At 71.3% G+C, this 24,714-nt stretch carries 27 protein-coding genes; 10 read left to right on the top strand and 17 right to left on the bottom strand.

The window, feature by feature from the left end; genetic code table 11:
- Nucleotides 1–25 precede the first annotated feature (25 nt).
- Nucleotides 26–868 (top strand): inositol monophosphatase family protein, encoded by an 843-nt coding sequence (locus tag JHE00_RS07475; RefSeq protein ID WP_200316184.1) that lies wholly within the window; start codon nt 26–28, stop codon nt 866–868.
- Between the two features lie 84 nt (nt 869–952).
- On the opposite strand, the gene JHE00_RS07480 is transcribed toward JHE00_RS07475, so the two are convergent.
- From JHE00_RS07480 to menD, 3 genes are all read right to left on the bottom strand, one after another.
- Nucleotides 953–1,429: a DUF3592 domain-containing protein gene (locus JHE00_RS07480; protein WP_200318238.1), complete on the bottom strand. Its 477-nt coding sequence runs from the start codon at nt 1,427–1,429 to the stop codon at nt 953–955.
- A 25-nt stretch (nt 1,430–1,454) separates the two neighbouring features.
- On the bottom strand, nt 1,455–2,960 hold the full coding sequence (locus JHE00_RS07485) for a M1 family metallopeptidase (RefSeq protein ID WP_200316186.1): 1,506 nt from the start codon (nt 2,958–2,960) through the stop codon (nt 1,455–1,457).
- Nucleotides 2,961–3,107: 147 nt separating this feature from the next.
- Nucleotides 3,108–4,787: a 2-succinyl-5-enolpyruvyl-6-hydroxy-3-cyclohexene-1-carboxylic-acid synthase gene (gene menD / locus JHE00_RS07490; protein WP_200316188.1), complete on the bottom strand. Its 1,680-nt coding sequence runs from the start codon at nt 4,785–4,787 to the stop codon at nt 3,108–3,110.
- Nucleotides 4,788–4,835: 48 nt separating this feature from the next.
- Here menD and JHE00_RS07495 point away from each other — a divergent pair, with 48 nt between their 5' ends.
- The 4 genes from JHE00_RS07495 (at nt 4,836) to JHE00_RS07510 (ending at nt 9,062) form a co-directional block, all read left to right on the top strand.
- Nucleotides 4,836–5,759, top strand: a complete 924-nt coding sequence (locus JHE00_RS07495; RefSeq protein WP_200316190.1) for a 1,4-dihydroxy-2-naphthoyl-CoA synthase — start codon at nt 4,836–4,838, stop codon at nt 5,757–5,759.
- A 10-nt stretch (nt 5,760–5,769) separates the two neighbouring features.
- Entirely contained in the window at nt 5,770–6,909 is a 1,140-nt protein-coding gene (menE, locus tag JHE00_RS07500) for an o-succinylbenzoate--CoA ligase (protein ID WP_200316192.1), read from the top strand.
- Between the two features lie 117 nt (nt 6,910–7,026).
- Nucleotides 7,027–8,118, top strand: a complete 1,092-nt coding sequence (locus JHE00_RS07505; RefSeq protein ID WP_200316194.1) for a DUF8814 domain-containing protein — start codon at nt 7,027–7,029, stop codon at nt 8,116–8,118.
- A gap of 71 nt (nt 8,119–8,189) precedes the next feature.
- Nucleotides 8,190–9,062 (top strand): 1,4-dihydroxy-2-naphthoate polyprenyltransferase, encoded by an 873-nt coding sequence (locus JHE00_RS07510; protein WP_200316196.1) that lies wholly within the window; start codon nt 8,190–8,192, stop codon nt 9,060–9,062.
- Here the strand turns inward: JHE00_RS07510 and cds1 are convergent.
- The 3 genes from cds1 to JHE00_RS07525 are packed head-to-tail and all read right to left on the bottom strand — an operon-like array spanning nt 9,055 to nt 10,917.
- On the bottom strand, nt 9,055–10,134 hold the full coding sequence (gene cds1, locus JHE00_RS07515; RefSeq protein ID WP_200316198.1) for an L-cysteine desulfhydrase Cds1: 1,080 nt from the start codon (nt 10,132–10,134) through the stop codon (nt 9,055–9,057). The two genes, JHE00_RS07510 and cds1, sit on opposite strands and share 8 nt — an antisense overlap.
- Nucleotides 10,131–10,415: a DUF4229 domain-containing protein gene (locus JHE00_RS07520; protein ID WP_200316200.1), complete on the bottom strand. Its 285-nt coding sequence runs from the start codon at nt 10,413–10,415 to the stop codon at nt 10,131–10,133. The genes cds1 and JHE00_RS07520 overlap by 4 nt, the downstream gene beginning before the upstream one ends.
- 22 nt (nt 10,416–10,437) lie before the next feature.
- Nucleotides 10,438–10,917, bottom strand: coding sequence for an Lrp/AsnC family transcriptional regulator (locus JHE00_RS07525; RefSeq protein ID WP_200316203.1), 480 nt, complete (start codon nt 10,915–10,917; stop codon nt 10,438–10,440).
- Nucleotides 10,918–11,110: 193 nt separating this feature from the next.
- Between JHE00_RS07525 and JHE00_RS07530 the strand changes: the two genes are divergently transcribed.
- Both JHE00_RS07530 and JHE00_RS07535 read left to right on the top strand, forming a co-directional pair.
- Nucleotides 11,111–11,320, top strand: coding sequence for a BldC family transcriptional regulator (locus JHE00_RS07530; protein ID WP_200316205.1), 210 nt, complete (start codon nt 11,111–11,113; stop codon nt 11,318–11,320).
- A 144-nt stretch (nt 11,321–11,464) separates the two neighbouring features.
- Nucleotides 11,465–11,647 carry a hypothetical protein gene (locus tag JHE00_RS07535; RefSeq protein WP_200316207.1) on the top strand — a complete coding sequence of 61 codons (183 nt, stop codon included), beginning with the start codon at nt 11,465–11,467 and terminating at the stop codon, nt 11,645–11,647.
- A gap of 34 nt (nt 11,648–11,681) precedes the next feature.
- Here the strand turns inward: JHE00_RS07535 and JHE00_RS07540 are convergent, their stop codons facing one another.
- The 4 genes from JHE00_RS07540 to JHE00_RS07555 all read right to left on the bottom strand — a co-directional run bounded on the left by JHE00_RS07540 (nt 11,682) and on the right by JHE00_RS07555 (nt 16,400).
- Nucleotides 11,682–12,980, bottom strand: a complete 1,299-nt coding sequence (locus tag JHE00_RS07540) for a MinD/ParA family ATP-binding protein (protein ID WP_200316209.1) — start codon at nt 12,978–12,980, stop codon at nt 11,682–11,684.
- An 86-nt stretch (nt 12,981–13,066) separates the two neighbouring features.
- On the bottom strand, nt 13,067–14,038 hold the full coding sequence (gene ccsB, locus JHE00_RS07545; RefSeq protein ID WP_200316210.1) for a c-type cytochrome biogenesis protein CcsB: 972 nt from the start codon (nt 14,036–14,038) through the stop codon (nt 13,067–13,069).
- Nucleotides 14,038–15,654 carry a cytochrome c biogenesis protein ResB gene (resB, locus tag JHE00_RS07550; protein WP_372440374.1) on the bottom strand — a complete coding sequence of 539 codons (1,617 nt, stop codon included), beginning with the start codon at nt 15,652–15,654 and terminating at the stop codon, nt 14,038–14,040. The genes ccsB and resB overlap by 1 nt, the downstream gene beginning before the upstream one ends.
- Nucleotides 15,651–16,400, bottom strand: coding sequence for a cytochrome c biogenesis CcdA family protein (locus tag JHE00_RS07555; protein WP_200318240.1), 750 nt, complete (start codon nt 16,398–16,400; stop codon nt 15,651–15,653). Before JHE00_RS07555 ends, resB begins: the two co-directional genes overlap by 4 nt.
- 119 nt (nt 16,401–16,519) lie before the next feature.
- On the opposite strand from JHE00_RS07555, the gene JHE00_RS07560 reads away from it, so the two are divergent.
- On the top strand, nt 16,520–17,548 hold the full coding sequence (locus JHE00_RS07560) for a hypothetical protein (protein ID WP_230423158.1): 1,029 nt from the start codon (nt 16,520–16,522) through the stop codon (nt 17,546–17,548).
- Here the strand turns inward: JHE00_RS07560 and JHE00_RS07565 are convergent.
- Genes JHE00_RS07565 through hemB form a run of 7 tightly spaced genes read right to left on the bottom strand, consistent with a single transcriptional unit; the run spans nt 17,498 to nt 22,371 of the window.
- A complete protein-coding gene (locus JHE00_RS07565; RefSeq protein ID WP_200316211.1) occupies nt 17,498–18,106 on the bottom strand; it encodes a TlpA family protein disulfide reductase in 609 nt (202 codons plus the stop codon). The genes JHE00_RS07560 and JHE00_RS07565 overlap by 51 nt on opposite strands.
- A complete protein-coding gene (locus JHE00_RS07570; RefSeq protein ID WP_200316267.1) occupies nt 18,103–18,735 on the bottom strand; it encodes a histidine phosphatase family protein in 633 nt (210 codons plus the stop codon). Before JHE00_RS07570 ends, JHE00_RS07565 begins: the two co-directional genes overlap by 4 nt.
- Nucleotides 18,732–20,033, bottom strand: a complete 1,302-nt coding sequence (hemL, locus tag JHE00_RS07575) for a glutamate-1-semialdehyde 2,1-aminomutase (RefSeq protein ID WP_200316269.1) — start codon at nt 20,031–20,033, stop codon at nt 18,732–18,734. The genes JHE00_RS07570 and hemL overlap by 4 nt, the downstream gene beginning before the upstream one ends.
- Nucleotides 20,034–20,057: 24 nt before the next feature.
- On the bottom strand, nt 20,058–20,414 hold the full coding sequence (locus tag JHE00_RS07580; protein ID WP_200316270.1) for a hypothetical protein: 357 nt from the start codon (nt 20,412–20,414) through the stop codon (nt 20,058–20,060).
- Nucleotides 20,411–20,851: a transport-regulating membrane protein Mce1N gene (gene mce1N / locus JHE00_RS07585; protein ID WP_200316272.1), complete on the bottom strand. Its 441-nt coding sequence runs from the start codon at nt 20,849–20,851 to the stop codon at nt 20,411–20,413. The genes JHE00_RS07580 and mce1N overlap by 4 nt, the downstream gene beginning before the upstream one ends.
- Nucleotides 20,848–21,366: a hypothetical protein gene (locus tag JHE00_RS07590; protein WP_200316274.1), complete on the bottom strand. Its 519-nt coding sequence runs from the start codon at nt 21,364–21,366 to the stop codon at nt 20,848–20,850. The genes mce1N and JHE00_RS07590 overlap by 4 nt, the downstream gene beginning before the upstream one ends.
- A gap of 9 nt (nt 21,367–21,375) precedes the next feature.
- Nucleotides 21,376–22,371 carry a porphobilinogen synthase gene (hemB, locus tag JHE00_RS07595; RefSeq protein ID WP_200316276.1) on the bottom strand — a complete coding sequence of 332 codons (996 nt, stop codon included), beginning with the start codon at nt 22,369–22,371 and terminating at the stop codon, nt 21,376–21,378.
- Nucleotides 22,372–22,559: 188 nt separating this feature from the next.
- On the opposite strand from hemB, the gene JHE00_RS07600 reads away from it, so the two are divergent.
- Both JHE00_RS07600 and JHE00_RS07605 read left to right on the top strand, forming a co-directional pair.
- A complete protein-coding gene (locus JHE00_RS07600; protein ID WP_200316278.1) occupies nt 22,560–23,555 on the top strand; it encodes a LacI family DNA-binding transcriptional regulator in 996 nt (331 codons plus the stop codon).
- A complete protein-coding gene (locus tag JHE00_RS07605; protein WP_200316280.1) occupies nt 23,552–24,670 on the top strand; it encodes a M20 family metallopeptidase in 1,119 nt (372 codons plus the stop codon). Before JHE00_RS07600 ends, JHE00_RS07605 begins: the two co-directional genes overlap by 4 nt.
- The last annotated feature ends 44 nt before the right edge of the window (nt 24,671–24,714 follow it).

The raw sequence follows: 24,714 nt of genomic DNA on the forward strand, positions 1-24,714 counted from the left end.
CTCGGCGCCGCCACATTAGAGACGCATGACGCTCTTGTCCTCCCGCCGGGCACGTCCCGTCGAGCCCGGCCTGCTCTCCAGTGCCCTCGAGGTCGCGGGCCGCCTGGCCAACGACGCCACGGACGTGATCACCGCGACCGCGGGACGAGGCGCCCACCCCGGCACCAAGGACTCGCCGTTCGACTGGGTCACCGACACCGATCGCACCCTCGAACGGCACACGCGGCGCGTGCTGACCTCAGAGTTCCCCGGCATCCCCGTCGTCGGCGAGGAATACGGCTCCGACGTCGGCGCCGAGGCCGCCGAGTACCGCTGGGTGGTGGACCCGGTCGACGGCACGGCGAACTACGTCGCGGGCGTGCCGTGGTGCGCCTACAGCCTCGCGCTGGTCGACGCGTCCGGGCCCGTGGTCGGCGTGGTCGCCGACCCGTACCGGGGCCAGATCTACGCGGCGGCCAGGGGCAGGGGCGCGCGGGCGAACGGCAGTCCCGTGCTGCTCACGGAGCGGGCGCGGACGGCGGGCGCGATCGTGTGCACCGAGCTGGCGCGCACCGGTCCGTGGCCTGGCATGGGTGAGTTCATCGAGCGCGCGGCCGCCGCGCACGCCGGGGTCAGGGTGCTCGGCTCGGCGGCGCTGTCGATCGCGCAGGTCGCGCTGGGCCACGCGACGGCGGCGGTGCTGCACAGCTACCACGAGTGGGACGTCGCGGGAGCGGTCGCGCTGGCCATCGAGGCGGGCGCCGTGGTGCTCGACCGGCACGGCGAGGGCAGCGCCCTGCCTGCCGACGGCCTGCTGGTGGCCGCGCCCGGCGTCGCCGACGAGGTGATGGGCTGGTGGTCGGGAGTGACCCCGCTCCCGACGAGCTGATGGCCGGGCACGTCCCGGCCACACCACCTGCGGTGAAGGGCACCTTTACTGCATCTAACGCAGTAAAGGTGCCCTTCACCGCGGTTACGGCTTCGGCTGGGGCTGGGACTCGGGCTCTGCCGCGGCTGGCTGCTCGGCCGCCTTGCGGCGACGCGAACGGAGCCACCACAGCAGCGGTCCGGCGATCGCCCAGGTGATCAGCACCATCATGCCCGTGGGCAACAGCGTCAGCAGCCACGTGCGGCCAGCGACCTTCGCGAGGTCCGGGTTGGTCGTGTCGTACTCGATACGCACGAGCTGGCCCGCGGCGAGACCGTCCGGGTAGAGCACCCCGTTCGACGGGCTGTGCGCCACGCCGTCCGGCGTCTCGAACCGGATGATCGTCCGGTCGAAGAACACCTGGTCGACCTGCGCCGTCGCGACGCCGTGGTTGGCCGCGATCGCCCGGTCTCCGCGCAGGGACCCGAAGACCAGCGTCGCGCAGAGCAGGGTGATCACGCCGGCTACGCCGAGGACCACCCAGCCGCCGATGCGCAACGCTCGCTCGTTCGGGACTCCCAGCACGCGGCGAGCATAGCGGCCCGGCTCAGCCGCCCGCGGCGAGTCGCTCGTGCGTCAGCTTGATCTGCGGGTACGACTCCGGCTGCGCCACCGGTGCCAGGCGCGCGGCCTCGGGTCCGTTGGGGCTCTGCTCCGGCTTGCCCTCGGTGAACAACCACGTGTCGAACACCTGGTCAAGCTGCTGCCCGGAGATGCGCTCGGCCAGCTCCACGAACTCCGGGATCGTGCCGTGGCTCTCGTTCTTCTCCTCGAGCCACGTACGCAGGATCGTGAAGAACGCGTCGTCGCCGACGGCCTTGCGCAGTGCGTGCGCCGCGAGCGCGCCCCGGTCATAGACGGCGGCGTCGAACTGGTTCTCCGCGCCGGGATCGCCCGGCAGCACCTGCCAGAACTCGTCGTCGGCCGGGTAGAGCTGGTAGATGTACTGCGCCAGTTCGTCGGCCGTGCCCTCGCCGACGTGCTCCGACCACAGGTACTCGGCGTAGGTGGAGAAGCCCTCGTTGAGCCAGATGTCGCTCCACGCGCCGAGCGCCACCGCGTCGCCGAACCACTGGTGCGCGTTCTCGTGCGCCACCACCGACATGTTGCTGCCGGAGCGGAAGAACGCCTCGTCGTACACCGAACGCGTCTGGTTCTCCAGCGCGAAGCCGAGTCCGGTGGTGGCGATGCCGCCCTGCGCCTCGAACGGGTACGGGCCGAAGAAGCCCTCCAGGAACTCGACGACCTCGGGCGAGCGCTCGATGCTCGCCTTCGCCGCGGGCAGGCTCGACCCGAGCAGCGGGTCGTACGCGGTGACGAACGGCTGGCCGTCCGGCGTCTCGGACTCCAGCACCTCGTAGTCGCCGACGGCGATGAACGCCAGGTAGGTGGCCATCGGCTCGGTGCTGCGCCAGTTCCAGCGCGTCCAGTCCTCGCGCAGCTTGGTCTTGCGCACGAGCGTGCCGTTGGACAGCGCCGAGACGTCGTCGGGAACCTCGACGGAGATGTCGAAGGTGGCCTTGTCGGTGGGGTGGTCGTTGGAGGGGAACCACCACTCGGCGATGGTCGGCTGGTCGACGGCGAGCGCGCCGGTGGGCGTCTTCTTCCACGCCTGGTAGCCGTCGATCGTGAGCTTCGAGGGCACGTCGGCGTAGCTCACCACGACGGTCACGGGCTGGTTCTGTGCCAGCGGCTCGTGCGGGGTGACCACCAGTTCGCTGGCGTCGTCGGCGTCCTTGGCGAATCCGGCCGGCCGGTTGTTCACGCGAACCGAGTCGACCTTCAGCCCGAAGTCGAGGTTGAAGCTGGAGAGCTCCTGCGTGGTGGTGGCGAGGATCGTCGTGGTGCCCGCCAGCAGGTCGGTGTCGGGCTGGTAGGTGAGCCGGATGTCGTAGTGGCCGACGTCGTACCCACCGTTGCCGGCCCCCGGGTAGTACGGGTCGCCGACGCCGGGAGCACCCGGCGCTGGAACGGCGCTGGCCGTGGTGGCCAACAGGACTGTCGCGAGACCCGTCGCGACGGCGCCGACACCGGCGCGAATTGGAAACCGCATGGCGGGCAACTTAGCGCCGTTTTCACATCGCGGGCACAGCCGAAAGGTGCTTCTTGCCCCGCGCACGACTGCGGTGAAGGGCACCTTTACTGCGTTCAACGCAGTAAAGGTGCCCTTCACCGCACGAGGCGACCGGCGGCGGGGGTGTCAGGCGTGGGTGACCGCTTCGGCTACCTCGGCTCGCAGGCGCGCGTGCAGGTCGCGGTGCCGCGAACGGTCCACTCGCACCTCCACCACCCGCAGGCCGGGGCGAGGCGCCAGCGCCGCCCGGAACTCCGTGAGCGACTCGGCCAGCGTGTGCGGCACGCGGTAGCCGGCGCAGAGCGCCGAGATGTCGGCGCCGTGCGGGGTGCCGAAGACCCGCTCGAAGCTGTCGCTGTGCTCGGGCGCGCCCTGCTCCAGCAGCGAGAAGATGCCGCCGCCGTCGTCGTTGAGCACCACGATCGTCAGGTCGGGCCGCTGCTCCGAGGGCCCGGTGAGCAGGCCGTTGATGTCGTGCAGGAACGTCAGGTCGCCGAGCAGCGCGTACGAGGGGCCTCGGTGCACGGTGGCCGCGCCGATCGCCGTGGACACCGTGCCGTCGATGCCGGCGACACCCCGGTTGCGGTGCACCAGCACGTCAGGCCGCAGGCCACCGGCCAGTGCGACGTCGCGCGCCGGGTTGGACGAGCCCACCACCAGCAGCGAGTCCTGCGGCAGCCCGCGCACCAGTTCCTCGGCCACGCGCAGTCCGGTCGGCCACGCCTCGGCGGCCAGCGTGCGATGCACGGCGTCCGTCGCCGCGGCGTCGGCCCGCTGCCAGCGCGCGAGCCACTCCGGATCCGAGGGCTTGGTCGGCTCGTCGAACCACTGCCCCACCTGGCGGACGTTGTGCGCGGGAGCGGGCCAGTCGGAGTCGGGGCGCACGAGCAGCACCTCGACGGCGGGGTCGGACAGCAGCCGCTGCACCTGCCGGAACACCGTGGGCCTGCCGATGCACAGCACCTGTTCGGGCTTGTGCTCGGCGATGAACTCCTCGACTCCGAGCAGCCACGCGCCACCGGACATCGCCGTCGCGCCGCCGAGCCCCAGCCCTCCCGTCTCGGCGACCACCGGCCAGCCGTGCAGCTCGCCCCACTCACTGGCCGCGCGCACACCCGCGTCGCACGCGATCACCAGGCCGTGGCGCGCCGAAGGCACCACGAACGAGGGCAGCGCGCCGAAGTCGGGCAGCTCCGTCCAGCGGGCGCCGCGCGGGCGGCCGTCGAGCGACTCGTACCAGTCGTCGGGGCCGTCCTTGCCGTCGGGAACGAGCGGCTCGCGGAACGGCACATTGAGGTGCACGGGCCCGCAGCGCCACTCGCCGTAGGCCGCGTTCCACGCCCGGCAGACCTGGCTGCGCCAGTACGCGTTCTGGCCCGCCCTACGCTCGGCGACGGCGAGCTCGTCGAAGTAGCGCACGGCGTTGCCGTAGAGGTCGTGCTGGTCGATGACCTGGTTGGCACCGGCGGCGCGCAGCTCGGGCGGGCGATCGGCGGTGAGCACGATCAGCGGCACGCCCGCGCGGTCGGCCTCCAGCACGGCAGGGTGGAAGTTGGCCGCGGCGGTGCCGGAGGTGCACACGACGGCGACGGGCCTCCCCGTGCGCGCCGCGATACCGAGCGCGAGGAAGCCCCCGCTGCGCTCGTCGACGCGCACGTGCAGCGTGAGCTTGCCCGCTGCCGCGGCGTCGTAGAGCGCGAGCGACAGCGGCGCGTTGCGCGACCCCGGGCAGAGCACCACGTGGGACACGGTGTTGCGAACGAGCTCGTCGACGATGACCCTCGCCTGCGCGGTGGAAGGGTTCACGAGCGAGCCCCCTCAAGCCTGACGGATGAACGGCATATTCTCCCAAGCGTGCATGACGCCCAGGTCTCGGAACTGTTCGACCCCGCCGCGTGGACACCGCTGGAGGGCTTCGACTTCACCGACATCACCTATCACCGTTCCACGGAAAGCCGATCCGGCAAGCACGTCGCCCGGATCGCGTTCGACCGTCCCGAGGTCCGTAACGCTTTCCGGCCGCACACCGTCGACGAGCTTTTTCGTGCGCTCGACCACGCCCGCATGAGCTCGGACGTCGGCTGCGTCCTGCTCACCGGCAACGGCCCTTCGCCCAAGGACGGCGGATGGGCGTTCTGTTCCGGCGGTGACCAGCGTATTCGCGGCCGCTCCGGGTATCAGTACGCGGACGGCGAGACTTCGGACACGATCGACCCCGCGCGGGCGGGCAGGCTGCACATTCTCGAGGTACAGCGCCTGATCAGGTTCATGCCGAAGATCGTCATCGCGGTGGTGCCCGGCTGGGCGGCGGGCGGAGGCCACTCGCTGCACGTCGTGTGCGACCTCACGCTCGCCTCGGCCGAGCACGCGCGGTTCAAGCAGACCGACGCCGACGTGGGCTCCTTCGACGGCGGCTTCGGCTCGGCCTATCTCGCACGCCAGGTCGGCCAGAAGTTCGCCCGCGAGATCTTCTTCCTCGGCAGGTCCTACACCGCAGAGCAGGCGTTCCAGATGGGCGCGGTCAACGCCGCCGTCCCGCACGCCGAGCTGGAGCGCACGGCGCTGGAGTGGTCGATGGAGGCACTCGGCAAGTCGCCGACCGCACAGCGCATGCTCAAGTACTCGTTCAACCTGATCGACGACGGGCTCGTCGGTCAGCAGGTCTTCGCGGGTGAGGCGACGCGGCTCGCCTACATGCAGGACGAGGCCGTCGAGGGCCGCGACTCGTTCCTGCAGAAGCGCGAACCCGACTGGTCGGCCTACCCCTACTACTACTGATGCGCCCCTGATGCGGATCGTCTGGACCGGCGGCGACCCGGACTCGGCGGCCGAGCTGCGGGGCGCACTGCTCGCGGCACTGGACGGCGGCGAGGCCGTGCTCCCGCTGGACCCGCGCAACCCGACCGCCGAGGGTCTGCGCGACGCGATGGAGCCGGGCACGCCGGCAGAGCCCGGAACGGCGGTGCTGATCCCGACGTCGGGCTCGACGGGCGGGCCGAAGGGCGTGCTGCTCTCGGCGAGTGCCCTGCTGGCCTCGGCCGAAGCCACCCACGCACGGCTCGGCGGGCCGGGCCGATGGCTGCTGGCCACGCCCGCGAACTACGTCGGCGGGCTGCAGGTGCTCACCCGCGCGCACGTCGCGGGCACGCAGCCACTGGTGCTGGACACCTCGGGCGGGTTCGACCCGGCGGCGTTCGCCGAGGCGGCCGCCGCACTGTTCGCGCTGCCGGGCCCGCACTACACGGCGCTGGTGCCCACCCAGCTCGCGCGACTGCTCGACGCCGGTGGAGCGGGAGCGGACGGGTTCGACGCCATCGTGCTGGGCGGCGCGCGGCTCGACGAGAGTCTGCGCGAGCGGGCGCGAGCGGCCGGGGTGCGCGTGGTGTCGGCCTACGGCATGAGCGAGACGGCGTCGGGCTGCGTGTACGAGGGCGTGCCGCTGGACGGGGTGCGCGTGCGCCTCGGCGAGGGCGACCGGGTGGAGCTCGCCGGCGACGTCCTCGCCCACGGCTACCGGCTGCGCCCCGACCTCACGGCCGAGGCGTTCTCCGGCGGCTGGTTCCGGACGAGCGACCTCGGCACGCTGCACGAGGACGGACGGCTCGAGGTGCTCGGCCGCGCCGACGACGTGATCAACACGGGCGGGGTGAAGGTGCCGGCGGGCAGCGTCGAGCGGGCACTGACCGGCCATCCCGGGGTGCGTGCGGCGTGTGTGGTGGGCCTGCCCGATCCGGAGTGGGGACAGGTCGTGGCCGCCGCAGTCGTGCCGGAAGGCGCCGAACCGGACCCGGACGAGCTGCGATCCCACGTCCGCGAGGCACTCGGCGCAGCGGGCGTGCCGAAGCGGCTGCGGTTCGTCGCCGAGCTGCCCCTGATCGGACCGGGCAAGGTCGACCGCGCCGCGGTGAGGGCCACCCTGCGGGGGTAACTCGGCAGGCTGGCGTTCTACGACGCCACGTCGTGGTTCGTTGACAGCGGCCCCCTCGCCGCTTTGGCTGCGGACATGACTCACCGAAGATGCAGGTCAGCGGCGTTGGCGGCGGTCGTGGCACTGACACTGCCCCTCACGCAGGCGCAGTCGAAGGCGGCCGAACGGATCACCTGGACCCTCGATCCCGCTCGGTCCGACCTTCCCCTGGTGACCACGGCTCCGCAGGAGCTCGGCGTCACCGACCAGCCCGTGCGACGCCTCGAGCTCGGCGTCAACACCGTCTCGGCGACCTCGCCCGGCGACGGCGCGGCCGTGGACGTGCGCGGGCAGCACGCCGACGGCACGTGGTCCGAGTGGATCGAGATCGACGGGCGGCGCCCGGCTGTGTTGCCGGAGCGCACCACGACCGTGCAGACGCGGCTCGTGGTCACCGGCGAGCACGAGCCCGAGGAGCCCGTGACGTTGACGGCGTGGCAGGACTCCTCCACCGAGACCACCGAGACCACCGAGAGCACCGCGGCGGCCGCCGGCATGGCGTTCCGGGTCTTCGCCACCCGCGAGGGCCTGGTCGGCGGCACCACCGCCAACGGGCACGTGATCACCAACCGGGACCACTTCGTCGCCCTGCCCTCGCGGCGAGGGCTCGCGACGCGCGGCGGCGGCGACTACACCGTCAAGGTGTGCACCGCGCGGGAGGCGCGCTGCGAGTGGGCCCCGGTGTGGGACGTCGGCCCGTGGAACACCAAGGACGACCACTGGAACGCCCAGCGCGAGACCTGGCGCGACCTGCCCCACGGCAAGCCGCAGGCCCAGGCGGCCTACGAGAACGGCCACAACGGCGGACGCGACGGCTTCGGCCGCAGGGTCAAGAACCCGGCGGGCATCGACCTCGGCGACGGGACGTTCTGGGACGGCCTGCGGCTGGCCGACAACGCGTGGGTGACCGTGACCTACCAGTGGACCGGCCACGGCCCGTGGGGCACCGTCGCGGCGCCGTGGACGCTGCACGTCCGCTCGGGCGCGTCCAGGTCGGCGCCGCAGGTGGGCATGGCAGCGCGGCACGCACAGGTGCGCATCGAGTGCGTCGCCCGCGGCCAGTGGCAGGACGGCTCGCAGGGAGCCACCGACGGCTGGTACCGCCTCGCGCGGGACAAGTACGTCTCGGCCGCCCACGTCCGCGCCGCGGCCCCTCCGCCGCGGTGCTGAACTCGCTGACCTTGCCCGGCTTCGCCCGGCCTCGCGGCGGGCGCTGATCGGCGGGGCGAAAGAATGGGCGCATGGCAACCGTTGCGGAGTGGATCGAGGGGGCGCGGCCGCGGACCTTGCCCAACGCCGTCGCCCCCGTGCTGGCAGGCGTGGGCGCGACGGTGCAGCTCGGCGCGTTCACGTGGTGGCAGTCACTGCTGGCGCTGCTCGTCGCGCTCGCGCTGATCGTCGGCGTCAACTTCGCCAACGACTACTCCGACGGAATCCGCGGCACCGACACCGAGCGCGTCGGCCCGCTGCGGCTCGTGGGCTCCGGCGTGGCGAAGCCCAAGGTGGTGCTCGCCGCCGCGCTCGCCTCGCTGGGCACGGCCGGGGTGCTCGGGGTCGTCCTCGTGGCCGCGACGGGCACGTGGTGGCTGCTGCTGCTCGGGGCCGCGTGCATCGCGGGCGCGTGGTTCTACACCGGCGGCAGGCGGCCCTACGGCTACGCGGGCCTCGGCGAGGTCGCCGTGTTCGTGTTCTTCGGCCTCGCCGCCGTGCTCGGCACCGTCTACGTGCAGGCGGGCACGGTCAGCTGGCAGGCACTGGGCTGCGCCGTCGCGATCGGCAGCCTCTCCACCGGCGTGCTCGTGGCCAACAACCTCCGCGACATCCCCACCGACCGCGAGTCGGGCAAGCACACCCTCGCCGTGAAGCTCGGCGACGGCGGCACGCGCCGCCTTTACCTGGCGCTCGTGGGCGTGCCGTTCGTGGTCACCGTGGCGCTGGCCTTCGCGAACCCGCTGGCCCTGCTGGGCCTGCTCGCCGCGCCACTGCTGCTGGTCCCGGTGCGCACGATCGCGGGCGGCGGCCAGGGCAGGGCGCTGATCCCGGTGCTCGGCGGCACCGGCATGGCGATGCTCGCGTGGGCCGTGCTCACCGGCGCCGCGCTGGCGTTCAGCTAGGAAAGCGGCCGGTCTCGGCGAAGCGCTCCAGCGCGGCCAGGTGCGGGGCGAGGTCGTGGCCCTGCTCCGCGATCCAGTCGTCGTCGTAGTAGGTCTTGGCGTAGCGCTCGCCACCGTCGCAGAGCAACGTCACGACGCTGCCCTGCTCGCCATTCGCGAGCATCCGCGAGATCAGCGTGAACGCCCCGTGCAGGTTGGTGCCGGTCGAGCCGCCCGCCCAGTGCCCGGTGCGCTCACGCAGGAACCGGATCGCGGCGAGCGAGGCCGCGTCGGGCACCTGGAACATCTCGTCGATGATCTCCGGCACGAACGAGGGCTCCACGCGGGGCCTGCCGATGCCCTCGATGCGCGAGGGCATTCCGGTGCCGTAGTCGTGCGCACCGGTCTCCCAGGCGCCGAAGAACGCCGAGTTCTCGGGGTCGACCACGGCGACGCGCGTGTGGTGCCTGCGATAGCGGACGTAGCGGCCGAACGTCGCGCTCGTGCCGCCAGTGCCCGCGCCCACCACGATCCATGACGGCACCGGGTGCCGCTCGGAGCGCATCTGCGCGAACACCGACTCGGCGATGTTGTTGTTTCCACGCCAGTCGGTCGCCCGCTCGGCGAAGGTGAACTGGTCGAGGTAGTGGCCTCCGCACTCGGCGGCGAGCCGTTCGGCCTCGGTGTACATCGCGGGCGGGGCGTCCACGAAGTGACACCGGCCGCCGTAGAACTGGATGAGGTCGATCTTCTCCTGGCTCGTCCTGCGCGGCACGACGGTGACGAACTCGAGGCCGAGCATCCTGGCGAAGTAGGCCTCGGAGACCGCCGTGGAGCCGCTCGAGGCCTCGACGAGCACCGTGTCCGGCCCGATCTGGCCGTTGACGAGCCCGTAGAGGAACAGCGAGCGGGCGAGCCGGTGCTTGAGAGAGCCGGTCGGGTGCACCGACTCGTCCTTGAGGTAAAGGTCGATCCCCCAGTCGGAAGGTAAAGGAAACACCAACAGATGGGTGTCGGCGCTGCGGTTGGCGTCGGCCTCGAGGACGCGCACGGCCTCCCGGACCCAGGCGGCCCGGTCCGCGGACTCGCTCACTCGGACTCCGGCCGGTCGCCGCGCAGCTCGGCCCGCAGGGCGGCGCGCTGCTTCGCCCTGCCCTCGTTGCGGGCGGCAAGGCCCGCGGTGACACGGGCGTTGAGCTTGCGGAGCAGCAGCAGGCCGAGCGGCAGGCCGAGCACGAGGCCGACGGCCAGCGCCACCAGCAGCGGCACCCCCACCAGCACGAGCAGTGCGGTCACCACCGCGACCAGCACGAAACGCGCCAGGACGTACAGAGTCAGGTCGCGGGCGAGATGCTCGCCGGGTCGTTCGCTCACGTTCTCCGAATCTACCCCTCGCTCAACCGCTCTTCGCGGCGCCTTCCGGCAGCTCCAGGCCGGTGTTGTTGGGCCTGCCCTCGAAGCGCGTCGACAGCACCACGGTGGTGTGCGTGCGCGCGACGCCGTGGATGCGGCGCAGCCTGCCGAGGGTGCTCTCCAGCTCGTCGACGGTCTCCACCCTGACCTTGACGACGAACGCCTCGTCACCGGCGACGGCGTAGCAGCTCTCCACCTCGGCGAGCTCGCCGAGCGACACCGCGACCTCGTCGTCGGAGGCGGTGTCGGTGGGCTGGATGCCGACCAGTGCGGTGACGCCGAGCCCGACCGTGCGAGGGTCGACGACCGCGTGGTAGCCGGTGATCACCCCGGCGGCCTCGAGTTTTCCGACGCGTTCGTGTACGGATGAGGCGGAGAGGCCGACGGTTCTGCCGAGCTCGGCATACGTCGCCCTGCCGTTGTTCCTGAGCTCGGCGATGATCTTGCGATCGACTTGGTCCACGGCCCCAGGCTAGAGCCATCGAATCGGTGTCCGAACCGGCCCTTTTGTCCCTTACTACCTCTTTACCCTTTGACAACCGTTCGAGTACCCGAAGGGTGAAGTGCAACGATTGTGGGGTTCCAGACCAGGCACGCCGGATTGTGAATCCCGACGCGCACTCGGTATAGCAATGAAGGTGTGAAGGAGGCGGAAAGTGACCGCGACCACGGGAGGACGGCTACTGACACCGGGCGAGGTCGCCTCGTTGTTCCGGGTGGACCCCAAGACGGTGACCCGTTGGGCGACGGCAGGGCGCATCGGCTCGATCCGCACCCCCGGCGGACACCGCCGGTTCCGCGAGTCAGAGGTGAACGAGCTCCTCGCCGAGCTGACCACCGACGCCAACGAGCCCAAGCACATCTGAGCTGGGCCCCGCAGCGGTGTTCACGTGGTGACGGAGGGCAACCCTGCAGTGGCGCAGGGGCACCCTCCGCCCCCGAACCCGGCAAAAGGGTAATCTCGGGGAAAGCACAGCCCACCTCGTGCAGCCCACCGGAAGGGAGCGAGCATGCTCTACCTGCTCGCGGCTATTGGCGCGCTCACCATCGCTGTCGTGTTGTGGCGGGTGTTCGGCGCCGAACGTGTCGGAGTTCCGCAACGTCCGAGTTCTGTCGCACCCGACGACGACCCCGACTTCCTTCGCAAGCTCGGTGAGCAACAGAAGAAGCCTGAAGAGGACGACAAGAACTGAGCACAGGGTGCGCTGAGCCGCCTGCGAGAGGCGCTCAGCGCACCATCCGGTCGGCGGCGAACCCGTCGGCCACCGTTGCCGCGAGTTCGAGCAGGGCGAGTCGCGTGTCGTCCTGCAGGCGCTCGAGGTCGATCTCGGCGCCCTCTTCCAGATGCGGGTCGAACGGGATCCGCACGACCCCGCGAGTCCGCGCCGCGAAGTGCGCGGCCAGCTTGTCCAGATCCACGGAGCCCGCCTTCGGGCGCACCGAGTTGATCACTGTGACCGAGCGTTTCACCAGGTCGCCGTAGCCGTGGGCGTCGAGCCAGTCGAGCGTGGCCGACGCGCTGCGAGCCCCGTCCACCGAGCCGGACGACACGATCACCAGCGAGTCCGCCGAGTCGAGCACGCCCTTCATCGCCGAGTGCATCAGTCCGGTGCCGCAGTCGGTCAGCACGATGTTGTAGAAGTGCTCGAGCAGCGAGACCGTGCGCCGGTAGTCGGCTTCCGAGAACGCCTCCGAGACGGCCGGGTCCTGCTCGCTGGCGAGGATCTCCAGCCTGCTCGCGCCCTGCGAGGTGTAGGCCCGCACATCGCTGTAGCGCGTGATGCGGTCGGCGTCGCGCAGCAGGTGCCGCACGGTGGCCGTGGTCTCGATCGGGATCTTCTGCGACAGCGTGCCCCGGTCGGGGTTGGCGTCCACCGCGACCACGCGGTCACCGCGCAGCGACGCGAACGTGGAGCCGAGCGTGGTCGTGGTGGTGGTCTTGCCGACGCCACCCTTGAGGCTGAGCATCGCGATCTTGTAGCAGCCCCGTAGCGGTTGGTTGACCTGCGAGATCAGCTCGCGGCGCCTGCGGTCGGCGGGGCTCTCGCCCGGGTTGATGAGCTTGCCCGAGCCCAGGTACAGCGCCTTGCGCCAGCCGGACTGCGGCGTGCGCTTGGAGCGCTTGACCAGCTGGGCGCCGGTGAGGTCGGATCCGCCGCCCATCGCGTGCCGCGAGCGCTGCGGCTGGGGCAGCGGCGGCAGCTGCCCACCCTGCGGCTGCGAGGCGTACGGGTGCTGCGCCTGCTGGTACTGCTGCTGTGGCGGCGGTGCCTGCTGTTGCGGCTGTTGCGGCTGCTGTGGCTGGGCCTGTTGCGCCTGCGGGTGCTGCTGCGCGTGCGGGCTCAGTGGGGGCAGGTTCGGGTCGTACTGGGCCTGCTGGGGCTGGTACGCCTGCTGTTGCACGGGCGGTTGCTGCGGTGCCGGGTGCTGCTGGGTGGGCGGCACGCCCGGGTGCCGGGTGGAGTCCGTGCTCGCCTCGGACGAGAGCGGCTGATCCTGCCCGTTGGGTTCAGTGGGTCCGGTCACCGCGTCATTCCTCCGATGGTCGCGAGGTTCTCCCCTCTACCTTCACCTGCGACGGTAGTCGGTACCACCTCGAGGTGGCAGATCGCCTAGGCGTACGAGTGAAGACCCACCGTCACGAGGTTCACGAAGAACAGGTTGAACACCGTGGCCGCGAAGCCGATCACGTTGATCACCGCGGCCCGGTTGCCCCGCCAGCCCGCCGTCGCACGCGAGTGCAGATAGGCGGCGTAGATCACCCAGGCGATGAACGCGACGGTCTCCTTGGGGTCCCAGCCCCAGAACCGGCCCCACGCCGCCTCGGCCCACACCGCGCCGCACAGCACACCGAAGGTGAAGACCGGGAACGCGAAGACCGTGGTGCGGTAGGCGATCCGGTCCAGCACCTCGAGCCCCGGCAGCTTGGGACCGAAGCGCGCGAACTTGGCCGGGTTCGTCTCGTTGCGTGCCTTCACCAGGTAAAGGAGGCTCGCGACGCCGGGGATCAGGAAGATGCCGGAGCCGACCGCGGCGGCGGAGACGTGGATGACGAGCCAGTACGACTGGAGCGCCGGCTGCAGCGGCGCGGCGATCGCGTAGAGCCAGGTGCCGCCGATGAACATCAGCATCACGACCGGCAGCAGCACGAACGCCGACAGGTGCCGGACCGGCGACTTGCGCAGCACCACGAGCCAGGTCACGACCGTCACGAAGCAGATGATCGCGATGTACTCGTACATGTTGCCCCAGGGCACGCGATCGGTCGCGAGCCCGCGGAGTACGAGCGAGAGCAGGTGCAGCAGCGCTCCGAGCACGGTGAGGGCCACGCCCATGTTGCCCATGCGGTCGGCGCGCGTGCGCTCGGGACGAGCGGGCGGCGCACCCGCGGGCGGCGTGGTCTCGGTGGTCGCCGGGGCGCCCGCGCCGACCAGCTCACGCGAGCGCGTGCGCGCGGCGGCCTGCTTGCCCTTGCGACCGAAGGACTGCTCGACCAGGAAGAACACCATCGCGAGGACGTACACCGCCACCGCTGTGGTGTAGGACCAGTCGCTGTACTGCGACAACGTCTCGTTCACCGGCATCAGCGTGCCTTTCTGTCACCGGACAGGAGGTCGTCGGCGATCTTGGCGAACTCCTCGCCGTACCCGGCCTGATCTGTGCGGGCGAGACCGCCCACCTCTACTACAGTAAGTCGTTGGTCGTCGGCGCCCTGTGCGGGGGTCACGCGGACCCACACCCGGCGGCGTTTGATGAACAGCGAGCCACCGAGCCCCGCGAACATCGCGACGGCGAAGCCCAGCACCCACACCTGGGTCGGGTCGTGCGAGACCTGCAGCGACACCCACTGGTTGACGCCGTCGAAGCGCACGGTCGTGCCGTCGTCGAGCCTCAGCTGCTGGCCGACCTCGAGGTTCTCCCTGGCGACCCGCTCGAGCCTGCCACTGTCCACCATCGACTGATCGATCTCGAAGATCGACTGGCCCCGGCCGGAGTCGACGCCGAGGTCGCCGCGCATCACGTCGACCGCGACGGCGGGATCGGTGAGCTGCGGGCCCGCCGACGTCAGGACCTTGCCCTGCAACATCGCCGTCGGCGCGAACAGCCCGGTGACGGCCAGCTGGTTCTCCCTGCGCTCCACCGGATCGGTGATGCCGGGCGTCTCGAACTTCGTGGCGCCCTCGGACAGCCCGGTGGTGTTGTCGACCGGCCGCCACTGGATCGAGTGCGTCCTGGTGGAGCCGTCGGGGAAGGTGACCGTGAACTCGGGGGCGAAGCCGTGGTCGAGCAGGTAGACCCGGTCGCCGTCGGTGCGCAGCGGCTCGTTGACCTCGAGGTGGTAGGGCCGCCACGTGTTGTCGGCGAGGTCGTCGCCGGACTGGTACTCGAGGTTCGACTCGTAGGCGATCGGCTGGCCGCTGTCGGCGTAGGTCGCCTTGAAGTCGTTGACGCGGAAGCAGAACGGCGTCAGCTGCGTGCCATCGACGCGCAGGCCCGGGTTGAACGAGTCGTAGGCGTAGATGCCGGAGTTGCAGAACTCGGAGGCGTCGGAGCCGTCGGCGAAGACGATCACCTGGCCCTCGTAGGAGTACATCGCGCCCAGCGCGAACGTGATGATCACGCCGAGCATGCCGAAGTGGAAGAACAGGTTGCCGGTCTCGCGCAGGTAGCCGCGCTCGGCGCTGATGCTGCGCGCGCCGTTCTTCTCCTCGCGCTCGACCTTGCGCCAGCCGCGCAGTCGCTTGGTGGCCGCCGCCAGCACCTCGTCGGGGTCGGCGTCGAGCTCGGCCCGCGTGTGGTGCGGCATCCGCGAGAGGTTGCGCGGCGTCAGCACGGGCTTGGCGCGCATGGAGCGGATGTAGTCGACGCTGCGCGGGGCGAGGCAGCCGACCAGCGAGACCATCAGCAGCAGGTAGATCGCCGAGAACCAGACGCTGGCGTAGACGTCGAAGAACTGCAGCCGGTCGAGCAGCTGCCCCCACCAGCCGTGCTGGGTGATGTACTCGCGCACCTTCGGCTCGTTGAGGTCGCGCTGCGGCAGCAGTGCGCCGGGCAACGCGGCCAGCGCGAGCAGGAACAGCAGCACCAGCGCCGTGCGCATGGACGTCAGCCCGCGCCAGGTGTTGCGCAGGAAGGCCAGGACCTTGCGGATGCGGGTCGGGCGGTACTGCTCGCGTTCTGGCGTGAGGGTGTCGGTCACAGCGGGAGCCTCGTGTCGGTGATGAACGCGTCGCGCATCCAGGCGACCAGCTCGGCCCACAGCCCCGTGACCAGCAGCACGCCGACCACGAGCAACAGCCCGCCGCCGACGAGCTGCACGATCCTGCCGTTGCGGCGCAGCCAGTCGGTGGCGCCGACAGCCCACCTGGCGCCAGCGGCGATCAGCAGGAACGGCAGGCCGAGGCCGAGGCAGTAGACGAGCACGAGCACGAAGCCGCGCGCTCCGGTGCCGCCGCTGGCCGCCGCGATGGACAGCACGCCGGACAGTGTCGGGCCGATGCACGGCGTCCAGCCGAGCCCGAACACGGCACCGAGCACGGGCGCACCCCACAGCCCGGCCTTGGGCACGTGGTGCGAACGGAGATCACGCTGCAGTCCGGGGACGAGGCCGAGGAAGACCAGCGCCATCGCGATGGTCACCACGCCGCCGACGCGTTGCAGCGTCTCCTGGTTGACCCACAGAGCGTCGGCCAGCCAGACCAGACTGCCGACTCCCGCGGTGAAGACGACGGTGAACCCGAGCACGAACAGCCCCGCGGCCCCGACGACGGCGCGGCGGCCCTTCTTGCGCTCCTCACCCGGCTTGACGGCGGGAGCGTCGGACCCGACGAGCGCGGCGAGGTAGGCGAGGTAACCGGGAACGAGCGGCACGACGCACGGAGAGGCGAAGGAAATGGTCCCGGCGAGCAGCGCCACGCCCGCCGCGAGCAGCAGCGGACCGGACATCGCCAGCTGCGTCGGATCCACGAAGCAAGAGTAAGGAATGGGTTTCGTGTGAAGTCGAAGGGCCTACCCGCGACCTCGCGCTCCCCTGCTGTTCACCATCGGTGGCTACGTTGCCGATCATGGAATCTCCGTCGGTCACCCGTCGCTCTCTACTGCTCGGCGCGCTCGGAGGCGCCGGACTCGCCACTGTCGGCGGCACCGCGTCGGCGTCGTCCTGGTTTCGCCCCCGGATCCTCGTGGCGACGAACGAGCCGTGGGGCACGTATCACATCGAGCCCTTGCTCACGGAAGCCGCGCGCCACGGGGTCCGGCTGACCCAGCTGGTGCCGGACCTCTCCGGAATCGAGCCCGGTGAGCCGGTGCCCGTGGCGACGCCGGAGACCGTGGGCCGCGCCGACCTGCTGGTGGTGACCGGAGCCGGCGACTGGCCCGTCGAGTGCGCGGAGCGCTTCCGGAGGCTGCCGCTCGCCGTGAGTTCGCTGGCCTACCTCGGGCCCGACGAGGCCGCGCTGGCACACCGGTTGCGCAGGCGGCTCGGCCTGTTCACGTGGCTCACCTCGTCGTCGCGTTCGGAGGGACGCGCGTTCGCGGGCTACCTCGGCACGCGGCGGCCGATCCACGTCGTCGGCTCGCCGCAGACCGACGACCTGCCCGAGCGGGCGCCGGAACCGGACGTGGTGCTGGTGGCGACGAGCGTCACGCGGCCCGACGACACGGGTGGCGCCGCTCCGGGCACCGAGGTGCTGCTCACCGCGGCCGAGGAGCTCGACAGGGCGGGAAAGCACGTCGTCGTCGGACTCCACCCGCGCGAGGACCGTTCGCTGTGGGAGCGCTACGAGATCAGCGACGTGCCGACGGTGCGCGCCTCGGCTCGCGCGCAGGCGTGCATCGGCATCCCTGGCACGGTCTTTCCCCAGATCGCGGCCGTCGGTACCCCGCTCGTCGGCGTGACCGACCCCGCGCTGCGGGTGCCGGACTACCTGCTCGACGTGTGCTCGTCGACCATCGACGACGCGTCGCTGGCGACCAAGGCCGTCAGCGAAGCACGCCTTCCCGACCGGCGGACCCTGACCGACGCCGTGGGGCCGGTCGGTGGCTCAGCGGCCCGGTTGCTCGGCGTCTGGCGCCTGGCCGCCCTCGGCCGCTAGCCGGTTCACCACCGGCTTAAGGTCGGTGGCCAGCAGCTCGCGCAGGAACACCGCGGCCACGCGCTGCTCCTTGTCCACCACGATCGTCGAGGGCACGACGTTGCGCGGGTAGCCGGAGAACTGCAGCAGCGTGCGGCCGGCCGGGTCGTAGATCGACGGGTACGTGAGCTGGCGGTTGCGCATGAAGTCCTGCGGCGCGCTGCGGTCGGGGTCCCGGACGTCGATGCCGATCACCTGCACCTTGTCGCCGAGGTCGTCCTGCACCTTCTGCAGCTCGGGAGCCTCGGTACGGCACGGTCCGCACCACTGGCCCCAGACGTTGAGCACGACGACCTTGCCGCGGTGGTCGCGCACCGAGATGTCCTTGTTCTCGTCGAACAGGTCCTCACCGGACACCTCGGGCACCTCCTGGCGGTCGTTGCCCTCGTAGAAGATGTCGGTCTTGCCGCCGGGAGAGACGAACTGGAAGTTCGCGCCCCGCGACACCGCGTCGTCGCCGGTGGTGCAGCCGGCGAGCACGAACGCCGCGGCGAGCAGGAGTGCCAGTGCCTTCTTCATGCGCCGGTCACCGTGGGGTCCGTCGCACCTGCCGGCTCGCTGTAGACGATGTCGACCAGCTCCTCGCCCTCGAACACGAGCGTGGTCAACGAGGCCAGCGAGCACTGCCTGCGGCGCGGGTCGTGCCACAGCCGCCTGCCCTCGAGGAAACGGCGCAGCGTCCAGATCGGCAGCTGGTGCGACACGCACAGCGCCTCGTGGCCCTCGGCCGCGGCGCGCGCCCTGTGCACGGCGCCGAGCATCCGGTGGGCGATGTCCACGTAGGGCTCGCCCCACGACGGCTCGAACGGGTTGCGGAGCTTGGGCCAGTGCCGGGGCTGACGCAGTGCGCCGTCGCCGACGGCCACGCGCAGGCCCTCGAACTGGTTGCCCGCCTCGATCAGCCGGTCGTCCTTGGCGATGTCGAGGCGGTGGGCGGCCGCGATCGGTCCCGCGGTCTCCTGCGCCCGTTCGAGCGGCGAGGCGACCACGTGCACGAGCCCGTGTCCCGCGAGCGCCTCGGCGACGGTGAGCGCCTGCTGCCTGCCCCGCTCGGAGAGCGCGAACCCGGACATGCGGCCGTAGAGCACGCCGCCGGGGTTGTGGACCTCGCCGTGGCGCAGCAGGTGGACCAGCGTCGTGTCGCTCATGGCCGCTCCGCCGCGGCCGCCGCGCGCGCCGCGGGGGCGAGGGCGGCCTCGATCACCTCGAACGCGGCGTCGTCGAGGGCCGCGTTGACGAACCACGCCTCGAAGGCGCTCGGCGGCGCGTAGACACCGGCGTCGAGCAGCGCGTGGAAGAACGGCGCGAACCGCCAGGTCTCCGCGGCCGCGGCGCCCGCGTAGTCGTGCACCGGCGAGTCGGTGAAGAACACGCTCACCAGGTTGCCCGCGTAGGCCACGGTGTGCGGGACGCCCTCGGCGCTCAGCGCCTGGCCGAACAGCGTGCCGAGGCGGCGTGCGTTGGCGTCGAGAGCCCGGTAGACGTCCTCGTCGGCGGCCCGCAGCGTGGCGAGCCCCGCGGCGACGGCGACGGGATTGCCCGACAGCGTGCCCGCCTGGTAGACGGGACCGCTCGGCGCGAGCCTGGCCATCACGTCGGCGCGCCCGCCGAACGCGGCGGCGGGCAGCCCGCCGGACATGACCTTGCCGAAGGTGTAGAGGTCGCCCGCGACGCCGTCGAGGCCGTACCAGCCCGCGGCCGAGACGCGGAAGCCCGTCATCACCTCGTCCATGATCAGCAGCGCACCGTTGGCGTGGGCGATCTCGCGCAGCTCGGCGTTGAAGCCCTCGTGCGGGGCGACCGCGCCCATGTTGCCCGCGGCTGCCTCGGTGATCACCGCGGCGACCGAGTCCGGGTTGTCGGCGAAGGCCTTCCGGACGGCGTCGAGGTCGTTGTAGGGCACCACGACGGTGTCGGCCGCCTGGGCGCCCGTGACGCCTGGCGAGGTCGGCAGGCCCAGCGTGGCGACGCCGGAGCCGGCCTGGGCCAGCAGCGCGTCGACGTGACCGTGGTAGCAGCCCGCGAACTTGATGATCTTGCTGCGGCCGGTGAATCCCCTGGCGAGGCGGATTGCGCTCATCGTCGCCTCGGTGCCGGAGTTGACCAGGCGCACCTGCTCGACGGGCCCGACCCTGCGGATGATCTCCTCGGCGAGCTCGACCTCACCGATGGTGGGCGTGCCGAACGACAGCCCGGAGGAGGCCGCCTCGCGCGCGGCGCCGACGACGGCGGGGTGCGCGTGACCCAGGATCATCGGCCCCCACGACGACACCAGGTCGACATAGCGGTTGCCGTCGGCGTCCCACAGGTGCGGGCCCTCGCCGCGCACCATGAAGCGGGGGGTTCCACCGACCGAGGCGAAAGCGCGCACCGGCGAGTTGACGCCGCCGGGCGTGGCCGAGGCGGCGCGGGCGAACCATGACTTGGACTGCTCGACTCCTGTCACGCCTGCCAGTCTGGCAAAGGCGCGTCAGGCTTCGGTGACCTGGTCAGTGTGGTCCGCGTCGCGTGACTTGCGATACCTGCGCCTGCCCGTACGGAACCCCAGCAGCGTCTGCCGGATCGCGTCGACGACCAGGATCCCGGCGATGCCGCCGAGCGCGATGGCGAGCGCGACCCAGTTGCCGGAGTAGACGCGCGAGACGAGCTCGGTGCCGTCGTCGAGGCGGACGGTGACGAACGTGAGCGAGGCGTCCCAGACGAGGAACGCGATCCAGACCCCCGCGGCGGCCACGAGCAGCTCGACCGCCGCGACGACGAGCCGCCACGGCTGGTTGAGCCGTTCGTTCGAGTAACCGGGGACCGCGGGCCAGACGACGTCGCTCACGGCGTGCAGTCTTTCATGGCCCCCGACAGTGCGCCGCGAAACTCCTCCTCGTCACCCGCCCAGGCCAGCACCGTGGTGCCGTCCGTGAGCCGGAGCGGTATCTCCGCGTACTTGCGCGGCACGCTGAGCCCGCCGCCGAGCACGCGCGTGCCCGGCTTCGCGTCCTCGTCGGACAGCGCGGCGATGTCGGCGATCGCCAGCTCCTCCCTGCCCTGGACGAGACGCGTCGGCGTGACCCTGACGACGAGGAACCGGCGCCGCGCGTACACCCACAGCGCCGTCAGCCCGAACAGGCCGACGCCGGTGCCGATCCACATCAGGGTGTGCGGCGGGTCGCCGATGAGCACCTCGGAGAGGTACCCGAGCAGCGCGAACAGCGGGCCCCACACCAGGGGCAGGCCGTTCGCGCCGCGCTCGGAGTAGAGCTCCGCGCTCACAGCGACTTGGGCACCTTGGGGAAGTAGTCCTGGACGCTGGGCACGTACATCAGCGACAGCGCGATGATCGAGAGCAGCGCCGAGACCAGCGTGATGATGTTGGAGAACAACACCACCTGGAAGATCAGCGACACCGCCGCGAGCACGGTGAGGATGGTGCGCGCCGAGCGCGTGCCCTCCCTGGCCTTGTAGGCGAACAGCGCGAACAGCACGGCGAACGCGACCGCGCCGATGAACAGCGTCCACAGCAGCGAGGTGGCCCCCGAGCTGAGCTGCTCGTCGGTGATCCGAGGATCGTTGTTCATCTCGATCAGCTGGTCGACGATGTCCTGCTTGGCGGTGAGCGTGAGCCCGAAACCGGCGATCAGCACGAGGCCGGACAGCACCCACAGCGCGAAGGACACCTTGACCGGCTTCGGCGGGTCGACGCGTTCGCGCTCCATACCCGAGAGCCGCGGCGCGGGCGGCAGGCCCTTCTTGCGCCGCTGGTCGTCCGTTTCGTCTGAGTCAGTCACCGCTGCACCCTATGCCTTTTCCCGGTCGAGCCAGGTCGCGGCCTCAGCGGCCCAGTAGGTGAGGATCATGTCGGCCCCCGCGCGGCGGATCGACGTGAGCACCTCGAGCACCGTCCGCTCCCGTTCGAGCCAGCCGTTGGCGACGGCGGCCTCGACCATCGCGTACTCGCCGGAGATGTTGTAAGCCGCGACCGGCACCGGCGACAGCTCGGCGGCGGCCTTGATGACATCCAAATAGGACAGTGCGGGCTTGACCATGATCGCGTCGGCGCCCTCGGCGAGGTCGAGTTCGATCTCGCGCAGCGCCTCGCGGGCGTTGCCCGGGTCCTGCTGGTAGGTCTTGCGGTCGCCCTTGAGCTGGGAGTCCACCGCCTCGCGGAACGGGCCGTAGAACGCGCTGGCGTACTTGGCCGAGTAGGCGAGGATTCCGGTGTCGGCGTAGCCGGCGTCGTCGAGCGCGCGGCGGATCACGCCGACCTGGCCGTCCATCATTCCGCTCGGGCCGAGCACGTGGGCGCCGGCTCGGGCCTGCGCGATCGCCATCTCGGCGTAGCGCTCCAGCGTCGCGTCGTTGTCCACGGTGTCCTCACCGGCCTCGCCGCGCCGTAGTACACCGCAGTGGCCGTGGTCGGTGAACTCGTCGAGGCACGTGTCGGCCATCAGCACGGTGTCGTCGCCGAGCTCGGCCCGCAGGTCGCGCAGGGCGACGTTGAGCACGCCATTCTCGTCGGTGGCACCGGAACCCACCGCGTCGTGGACCTTCGGTACGCCGAACAGCATCAGCCCGCCGACGCCCGCGCGCACCGCCTCGACGGCGGCCTTGCGCAGCGAGTCGCGGCTGTGCTGGACGACGCCCGGCATGCTGCTGATGGGTCGCGGCGCGTCGGCGCCCTCCGCGACGAACATGGGCAGGATCAGCTGACGTGGCCGCAGCGTGGTCTCGCTGACCAGGCGCCGCATGGCCGCCGTACCCCGCAACCTGCGGGGCCGATGCTCGGGAAACACGCTGCACACGCTACTCCTCACGGAATGCAGTGAAGGGCACCCTGCCTGCGTTGAATGCAGTAAAGGTGCCCTTCACCGCATTCGGGGCGCGGCCGGGACCGCCGGATTCTTCGTCCACACCGGACATACCCGTGATCGCGTAGCATTCGGGCACCTTCGCGTGAGCGCGTTGACGAAGACGGAGAGACATGGCCACGATCCACGACGTCGCGCGGCTCGCCGGAGTGTCGACGTCGACGGTGTCCCGCGTGCTGTCCCGTTCGCGGGCGGTCCATCCCGAGTCCGAAGCGAAGGTCCTCGCCGCGGCCGAGGAGCTGGGCTACCGGCACAACGCCGTCGCCAGGGCACTGCGCACCAGCCGTTCGCACACCATCGGCATGCTCGTGCCGCAGATCTCCAACCCGTTCTTCCCCGCGCTCGTGGAGGCCGTCGAACGCCGCCTCGACCGTGAGGGCCTCGTGCTGTTCCTGTGCGACTCGCAGCGGGACGCCGAGGTGGAGGCACGCAGGCTGCTCGCGCTGGTCGACCGCCAGGTGGACGGCGTGATCATCACCCCGTTCGACGCCACCGCGAGCGTGGCGGCGGTGCGCGGAGTCCTCGGCCGGCTCCCTGTCATCCAGGCGATCCGGTGCGTCGAGGGCTCGCTCACCGACTGGGTCGGCGTCGACGACGAGACGGGCTTCCGCCTGCTCGTCGACCACCTGGTGGCGGCGGGCAGGCGCAGGCTGGTGTTCGTGAGCGCGGCGCCGGAGACGAACTCCTCGGCGCAGCGCAGGCTGGACGCCGTCGACGCGGCACTGCGCGCCCACGGTCTGACGGCGGCGCAGGAGCCGCTGCTCGGGCGGTTCGAGGTCGACTGGGGCCTCGATGCCGCCGAACGCGTCGACCTGAGCGCCGTCGACGGGATCGTGTGCGGCAACGACGCGATCGCGCTGGGGATGCTGCGCGGACTGCGCAGGGCGGGCGTGAGCGTGCCGGGGCAGGTGGCGGTCACGGGTTTCGACGACATCAGCTACGCCGAGATCTCCGACCCGCCGCTGACCACGGTGCGTCAGGAGTGGGACGCACTGGCCGACGCGTGTGTACGACTGCTGCTGCATCCCAGCGACGACGGGCCCCGCTGCGCCGCGATCGCACCTACGCTGCAGGTACGCGAGTCCACTCCGAGTCTGGAGGCGACATGAGTGTCGACGTGCACAACCTGACCAGAGAACTCGTGGCGCTCGACACGATCGGGCACGCCGAGAGCGACGCGCTCGCTGTGGTGGCGCCACTGCTGGAGAAGGCGGGCTTCTCCGTGGAGATCGCCGAGCACGAGCCCGGCAGGGGCACGCTGATAGCCGAGTGGCACGCCGGGCTGGACGAGCCGCCGCTGTGCCTGTCCGGCCACGTCGACACGGTGCCGCTGGGTGCGGCACCGTGGCAGCACGACCCGTTTCACGCCGAACCCGACGGCGACCGCCTGCACGGCAGGGGCACCAGCGACATGAAGGGCGGCGTGGCGGCGATCGTCGCGGCGGCCACGCGGATCGCCACGTTGAGCCCGCGCAGGGCGGGCCTGCGGCTGGTGCTCACCGCCGCGGAGGAGACCGGTTCGGCAGGCGCCCGGCTGGCCGCCGAACGACTCACCGGCAGGCCCAGCGGGCCGCTGGTGATCACCGAACCCACCGGAAACGCCGTGTTCAACGGCCACAAGGGCGCGCTGTGGCTCTCGGCGAGGGCCGGCGGTGTCACCGCGCACGGCTCGATGCCGCACCTCGGCGACAACGCCGTCTACAAGCTGGCGCGCGCGGTCGGCAGGCTGGAGTCCTACGCCTTCGACGCGCGGCCGCACGCCGTGATGGGAGCGCCGACGCTCAACGTGGGCACGTTCCAGGGCGGGCTCAACACCAACTCGGTGCCCGACAGCGCGGAGGCCACCGTCGACGTGCGCACCGTCGCGGGGCAGGACCACCGCGAGGTGCTGGCGAGCCTCGCCAGGCGGGCGGGCGACGAGGTGCGGCTGGCGCCGCTGATCGACCTGCCGCCGGTGTGGACCGAGCCCGGCGACGAGTGGACCGAGTCGGTGGCGGAGATCGCCCGCGAGATCAGCGGGCACGGCGAGGGACCGCCGAGGGCTGCGAGCTACTTCACCGACGCCTCAGTGCTGACGCCCGCGTTCGGCCTGGTGCCCACGGTGATCTGCGGGCCGGGTGAGGCCGAGCAGGCGCACGTGACCGACGAGTGGGTCTCGCTCACCAAACTCGCCGATTCGGTGGCGATCCTGGAACGCATCGCCGTCGACTGGTGCGGCACCTGAGCCACCCCCGAACGCGGTGAAGGGCACCTTTACTGCGTTGAACG

Origin of the sequence: Prauserella cavernicola (genome assembly GCF_016595675.1) — a bacterium.
Classification (GTDB): Bacteria; Actinomycetota; Actinomycetes; order Mycobacteriales; family Pseudonocardiaceae; genus Prauserella_A; species Prauserella_A cavernicola.

Bases quoted from the DNA above. Each gene is read 5' to 3' on its own strand.
- JHE00_RS07600 (WP_200316278.1), top strand. From the start codon at position 22,560: ATGGCCACGATCCACGACGTCGCGCGGCTCGCCGGAGTGTCGACGTCG.
- menE (WP_200316192.1), top strand. From the start codon at position 5,770: ATGCGGATCGTCTGGACCGGCGGCGACCCGGACTCGGCGGCCGAGCTG.
- JHE00_RS07570 (WP_200316267.1), bottom strand. From the start codon at position 18,735: ATGAGCGACACGACGCTGGTCCACCTGCTGCGCCACGGCGAGGTCCAC.
- JHE00_RS07565 (WP_200316211.1), bottom strand. From the start codon at position 18,106: ATGAAGAAGGCACTGGCACTCCTGCTCGCCGCGGCGTTCGTGCTCGCC.
- JHE00_RS07485 (WP_200316186.1), bottom strand. From the start codon at position 2,960: ATGCGGTTTCCAATTCGCGCCGGTGTCGGCGCCGTCGCGACGGGTCTC.
- JHE00_RS07535 (WP_200316207.1), top strand. From the start codon at position 11,465: ATGCTCTACCTGCTCGCGGCTATTGGCGCGCTCACCATCGCTGTCGTG.
- JHE00_RS07510 (WP_200316196.1), top strand. From the start codon at position 8,190: ATGGCAACCGTTGCGGAGTGGATCGAGGGGGCGCGGCCGCGGACCTTG.
- JHE00_RS07555 (WP_200318240.1), bottom strand. From the start codon at position 16,400: ATGTCCGGTCCGCTGCTGCTCGCGGCGGGCGTGGCGCTGCTCGCCGGG.
- JHE00_RS07560 (WP_230423158.1), top strand. From the start codon at position 16,520: ATGGAATCTCCGTCGGTCACCCGTCGCTCTCTACTGCTCGGCGCGCTC.
- JHE00_RS07605 (WP_200316280.1), top strand. From the start codon at position 23,552: ATGAGTGTCGACGTGCACAACCTGACCAGAGAACTCGTGGCGCTCGAC.
- ccsB (WP_200316210.1), bottom strand. From the start codon at position 14,038: ATGCCGGTGAACGAGACGTTGTCGCAGTACAGCGACTGGTCCTACACC.
- JHE00_RS07475 (WP_200316184.1), top strand. From the start codon at position 26: ATGACGCTCTTGTCCTCCCGCCGGGCACGTCCCGTCGAGCCCGGCCTG.